This window comes from Cereibacter changlensis JA139 (assembly GCF_003034985.1).
GTDB classification, from domain to species: domain Bacteria; phylum Pseudomonadota; class Alphaproteobacteria; order Rhodobacterales; family Rhodobacteraceae; genus Cereibacter; species Cereibacter changlensis.
The window spans coordinates 1-685 of record NZ_PZKG01000401.1 but is presented as its reverse complement, the minus strand read 5'-3'; the positions used below and the strand labels follow the sequence as shown (position 1 = coordinate 685).

1 protein-coding gene is annotated in these 685 nt (G+C 68.5%); it reads right to left on the bottom strand.

All coding sequences use genetic code 11. The features are described 5' to 3' along the window. A partial coding sequence (locus C5F48_RS24345; protein ID WP_146170781.1) for an MFS transporter occupies positions 1 to 685 on the bottom strand: 685 nt, incomplete at both ends.

Genomic DNA, 685 nt, shown 5'->3' with positions numbered 1-685 from the left:
GCCCAGGAACAGCCATGGCCCGCCATCCCCTGCCGCAACGATGAACAGCAAGGACCCGATTACCTGCACGCCGTAGCTGGCACAGGCGACAAGACGGCGATCGGCCGAGGCCGGCATCACCCAGCCCACCAGCGACCGGCCCAGGATCGCCGCGAGCGTGGCGCCGCCCATCGCAAAGCCCGTCAGACCCTCGCCCAGAACCGGAACAAGCAACGAGAACAGATGCGCCAGCAGCCCGATCTGGGCGAAAAGGCCCAGCATCATGCCAACGGCCAACGTCAGGAACCTGCGGTCGCGGAAGAACTGCCTGCGTATGGGCGATTCGTCTTGCGCCGTCAGTGGCCGGGGGAGCGCGCCCTCCGCCCCATCCGGGGCCTGCCCCAAGCTTTTAGGCGTGTGCCGGAACACCAGCACCGACAGGACTCCAACGACGGCGAGCATGACCCCGCCGATGGCCAGGCTGGCAGGCACGAAGCCGATGCCTGCGATCAGGGCGATCCACAGCGGCGAGAAGATGACGCCGCCGAGGCTCGCGCCGTTATATGCCATGCCGAGGGCAGCGGGCCGCCGCAGGTTGAACCAGGGTGCGATCAGCGCGTTCACCGCTGCGGCCCCCATGGTGACCCAGCCCGATCCACTCGCCAAGGCCGCCACGAACAGCTGCCACGGCTCTGCCGCAAGCGCC